The sequence below is a fragment of the Empedobacter sp. UBA2044 genome (assembly GCF_002333005.1).
GTDB lineage: Bacteria > Bacteroidota > Bacteroidia > Flavobacteriales > Weeksellaceae > Empedobacter > Empedobacter falsenii_B.
Map to the genome: position 1 here is coordinate 1 of NZ_DDBA01000016.1, position 4,326 is coordinate 4,326.

Consider the following 4,326-nt stretch of genomic DNA (forward strand, 5'->3'; position numbering starts at 1 on the left):
TTTTTCAGGACGTTACATATTTTATTTAGCTAATCCTGGTTGGATATCCAGAAATTCCTTTAATAACAATTTTCGGATTACGTTTCAATAAAACAATTAATTGTCTTAATTTTTCTGCATTATAATCTTCATTAAACATATCATCGTGCATTAAAATTACCAAATGATTTTTTTCGAATGTTTTATTTTGATCCAAACGATGTACAATTCCTTCGTAAATTTTTTCAGGCGAAGAAAGCTGATGATTGACAGATTTTTTTCCACTTCTTTCCCATTCATAATCCCAACCATAGATATAGTATTGATTTTTAGCCAATAAATCAGCTGCTGGAATTGCATTTTTTACTGGATCGTCTTTTTTGCGTTTGTTCAAACGCCATGTATTACGTGCAGGTAAACGAACCCAACGAGAATGTATGTCTAATACCACCTCATTTTTGCGAATATCTTCATAAACATTTTCTGGAACACTGTAAAAAGCTTTGTATTTGTTACGCGCATGCGAAAAAGTATGGTTAGCAATTTCTACATTTGGATTGGCTTTATAATCTTCTACATGTTGTTTCAAATCTTTCGTAAAAGCATTAAAACCAACTAAGAAAACCGTTCCTTTTACATTTTCTTCGGTTAATATTTTATTGATATTTTTACTTCCATTATATGGACCATCGTCAAAAGTTAGGTAAACATATTGTTTTGTCGAATCAATAGGATTTTTCCTTTCTTCTTTTGCAATAGTATCTAATTTCAAAACTGAAGAGTCAACTTTTACCGTATAAACAGAATCAACATCATTCTGCAAAATTTCTTTTGGTTCAGAAGAAGTTGTTGTTTGATTTTGAATAGGATTATTTTCGTTTTTACAAGAAAAAACAAAAAGTAAAGTTCCAATTGCAAGAAAGCTTTTTAGATGTTTGTTGATAGCTAACATTGATTGTTTAGGTTTTGTGCGAAATTAATAATTTAATCTGATTTGAAATGTTAAATGATTGATGTTATTTGTCAGATTATTAAGTGTTTACGGTTTTTAATTGTTGTAAATATTGCTTAATAACTTGAATTACACCATCTTCATCGTTAGAAGGCGCTTTAAAATTTGCCACTTCTTTTACATTTGGATGCGCATTTTCCATTGCAAAACTATATTTTGCCAAATGTAACATCTCCAAATCATTCATAAAATCCCCAAAAACAATGATTTCTTCAGAAGAAATATCCAATTTATTCATCAAAGCTTGTAATGCAACTCCTTTGTTCGATTTTTTGTTCATTACATCTAACCATACTTCTCCAGAAACCACAACTTTTAATCCATATTTTTCAAAATCAACTAATTTTGGAAATACATTAAATTCTGTTCCATCAGCGTGATTTACTGCAATTTTAATGAATTGTTCATTTTCGATTTTAGTTAAATCATCAACCCAAATATTTTTGTCATAATAATTTTTAAAATATTCTAAAAAAGTTTCATCTTTCGATTCCACATAAGCTGCATTTTTACCAGCCAAAACAATATTTGCGCCTTCTATTTTACGCACTTCTTCTACGATTTCTTTTACAACAGACCAATCCAATTCGTCAACAAAAATTTCTTCACCTTTATAGGTAACATAGGTTCCGTTTTCAGCAATAATTGCCAATTCATCTTTTATATTTTCAAAATAAGAAATGATACTATAATATTGACGACCACTTGCAGGTACAAATGTGATGTTGTTTTCTTTTAATTCTTCGTAAATTTTATTGAATTCTGGACTTAACGAATGATTAGAACGTAACAGAGTTCCGTCCATATCTGTCACGATTAATTTTATATTTTGCATTGATTTTTCTTAAATAAAAAGGTCTCATAATTGAGACCTCAAAGTTAGTTATAAATTTTTGGTTTGTTCTTCTTCGTTGTTCACGTGCTTAGAATTTTATAAAAAAATAAGAAAATTGTTCAATAGTGTAACTTTTTCTCCATGATATTATCGAGTAGTTTAAGTATTATTCAATATAAGTTTGTGTAGAGGAGTGACAAAAAAGAAGTTAATGTAAAGAAACACCTAAAAAAGCTAATCAAAAAGAGTATAAACCACAATTTTATGCGTTCAAAAAATATAGAAAAAGAATCGAAACCTTATTCTCTCAGCTCTGTGATCAGTTTATGATTAGACCGAAATTGTGCCAAAACTTTCGGTGGTTTTAAAACCATAATTTTAGCCAAAATTACAACTTTAACCACTATTCAATATCTAAATAATTTATGTTTAATAGAAATAGAAATAGTAATAAGCTAAAAATTAATCTTGTCGAATAATGCTCGATGGGTATTAAATAATGTTTGTTTACATGTTATAATGTTATTTTATAATTTATGAACCCGTTTTAATTTTATCAATAAACCTGTCATTTCGAGTGGAATTCTGAAAGAATTTTGTATCGAGAAAAAGGTTTTTGAAGATAAAATTCTATTCTTGATACAATTTTTTTCAGCCTATCCTGAGTTTATCAAAGGGTTCAACAGGCTTTATAAGTCCTTTTTTTATTGGTCAATCTTAAAACATTCATTATTTAGTAGAATAACATTTGTTTCGTTTAGCTCTTTTCTATTTTGCCCTATAAAATTTTTTAATTTTTCGGCAGTGTCCACAAGTTCAAGGCAAACTGGATTTTTTTTAGATGGAATTTCTGAAATATTGAAACTTATCTTATCGTTGTCTAAATAACCAGCTTTTGCAATAAAAATATTGGCTTGTTCAATATTCATTTCTTTCGCTTTCTTTAAAAGTAATTGTCCCAAATTGTTGCTCCAAAGTCGTTGCCATAAAGATTGTCCTTTGACTGTTTGTCCGTAGCCAAAATAAATTCTCATTACGTTTATATTGTTTGTATTCATATTCACAATTTTAAAGTTCATTTAATCTTTTTCCTTCGTGGTTCGAAAATCTTTTGTGCTTTGGTTCGCCAACCATTTGTTTGTTGTAAATGCTGTTATGTCCTGAAACTAAATATGCAACTACACAAGCAATTGCAACATACACTCCGCAATCAGCACCAAAAAGTTCAATTGCCATAATGCTACAAGCTAATGGCGTATTCGTTGCTCCTGCAAAAACGGCAACAAATCCCATTCCTGCTAAAAGTGCTGTTGGCAATGGAATGAAATAACTTAATGCGTTACCTAAAGTTGCCCCAATGAAAAACAGTGGAGTAACTTCTCCACCTTTAAAACTTGCTGCCAATGTGATGATGGTAAAAATCATTTTCAAGGCAAAATCATACATAGGTAATTGTTCTTCAAAGGACTGAACAATTGTAGGAATACCTAAGCCAATGTATTTTGTTGTGCCTATTGCCCAAACTGCAAGAGCAACAATAACACCGCCTATCAAAGGTCGGAAAGGTGGATACTCAATTTTTGATTTGAAAATAGAACTTGCCTTATGTATTGTTTTACTAAATGTTGCTGAGCATAATCCAAAAATAATTCCTGCAATGATTGCGTAAATGATATTTAAAAAAGAGATGTCGGGAACAAAATTGATGTAGTAATGAGTATGGTGTGTTTGCCAAAGTTTCGTAACTAAGTCTGCGAAAATAGCGGCTGCAAATGCGGGAAAAATAGCATCGTATTTTAATCGTCCGATTAAAAACACTTCTAAACCGAAAATTGCACCTGCCAATGGTGTACCAAATACAGACCCAAAACCTGCGGAAATGGCTGAAATGATTAAAATTTTTCGCTCGCTTTCAGAAAGTCGGAAAGGTTTACTGAATTGGTCGGCAATTGCACCCGCCATTTGTAGAGCTGTTCCCTCACGCCCTGCCGAACCACCGAATAAATGTGTTACCACGGTTCCGATATAAACAAACGGAGCCATACGGAAGGGAATAATTTGTTTAGGGTCGTGAATGGTATCAAGAAGTAAATTGTTTCCTGGTTTAATGTCTTTGCCCAAATAATAATAAAGTAAGCCAATGAAAAAACCACCAATAGGCAACAATGCAATTAACCATAAATGATTTTCCCGATAATTCGTAACCCAATCCAATGATTGAAGAAAACCTGCGGAAGCACTACCAACACAAAGTCCGATAAATAAGCAAATGAATGTCCATTTGAGGATGTAAGGAATAGTTGGATAACGTCTAAACAACGACCAAAGTTGTAAATTGATTTTTTTGCTGAATGATTTTTTTTGTTTTGTCTGCATAAACTACCTGATTAAATGTTAAACACTTAACTTAATCAGGCGTCATCAGCTTTTTTTATAGCGGTTGGGTAAGGAAGAACACCATTTCCTTTTTCGTCTGCTACTGTGGGTACGTCATATCCTC

The 4,326-nt window shown here is 31.5% G+C and carries 4 protein-coding genes, 1 pseudogene and 1 riboswitch; of the genes and pseudogenes, 1 reads left to right on the forward strand and 4 read right to left on the reverse strand.

Going from position 1 to position 4,326, the window contains the following annotated elements; all coding sequences use genetic code 11:
- Window positions 1–25 precede the first annotated feature (25 nt).
- The gene (locus B4E59_RS01645) at window positions 26–931 is read right to left on the reverse strand and encodes a polysaccharide deacetylase family protein (RefSeq protein ID WP_221855957.1); all 906 of its coding nucleotides are present in this window, start codon (window positions 929–931) and stop codon (window positions 26–28) included.
- A gap of 79 nt (window positions 932–1,010) precedes the next feature.
- A complete protein-coding gene (locus tag B4E59_RS01650) occupies window positions 1,011–1,826 on the reverse strand; it encodes an HAD family hydrolase (protein WP_286495788.1) in 816 nt (271 codons plus the stop codon).
- Between the two features lie 218 nt (window positions 1,827–2,044).
- Between B4E59_RS01650 and B4E59_RS01655 the strand changes: the two are divergent.
- A pseudogene (locus B4E59_RS01655) lies at window positions 2,045–2,305 on the forward strand (transposase); the annotation flags it as partial.
- A gap of 225 nt (window positions 2,306–2,530) precedes the next feature.
- Here B4E59_RS01655 and B4E59_RS01660 read toward each other — a convergent pair.
- Both B4E59_RS01660 and B4E59_RS01665 read right to left on the reverse strand, forming a co-directional pair.
- On the reverse strand, window positions 2,531–2,860 hold the full coding sequence (locus B4E59_RS01660; RefSeq protein WP_219034982.1) for a DUF190 domain-containing protein: 330 nt from the start codon (window positions 2,858–2,860) through the stop codon (window positions 2,531–2,533).
- Between the two features lie 34 nt (window positions 2,861–2,894).
- Window positions 2,895–4,202 carry a chloride channel protein gene (locus B4E59_RS01665; RefSeq protein ID WP_219034981.1) on the reverse strand — a complete coding sequence of 436 codons (1,308 nt, stop codon included), beginning with the start codon at window positions 4,200–4,202 and terminating at the stop codon, window positions 2,895–2,897.
- A gap of 29 nt (window positions 4,203–4,231) precedes the next feature.
- A riboswitch (Fluoride riboswitch) is annotated at window positions 4,232–4,300 on the reverse strand.
- Between the last annotated feature and the right edge of the window lie 26 nt (window positions 4,301–4,326).

Excerpts from the sequence above, each read along its gene's own strand:
- B4E59_RS01645 (WP_221855957.1), bottom strand. The coding sequence starts at position 931 with ATGTTAGCTATCAACAAACATCTAAAAAGCTTTCTTGCAATTGGAACT.
- B4E59_RS01650 (WP_286495788.1), bottom strand. The coding sequence starts at position 1,826 with ATGCAAAATATAAAATTAATCGTGACAGATATGGACGGAACTCTGTTA.
- B4E59_RS01660 (WP_219034982.1), bottom strand. The coding sequence starts at position 2,860 with ATGAGAATTTATTTTGGCTACGGACAAACAGTCAAAGGACAATCTTTA.
- B4E59_RS01665 (WP_219034981.1), bottom strand. The coding sequence starts at position 4,202 with ATGCAGACAAAACAAAAAAAATCATTCAGCAAAAAAATCAATTTACAA.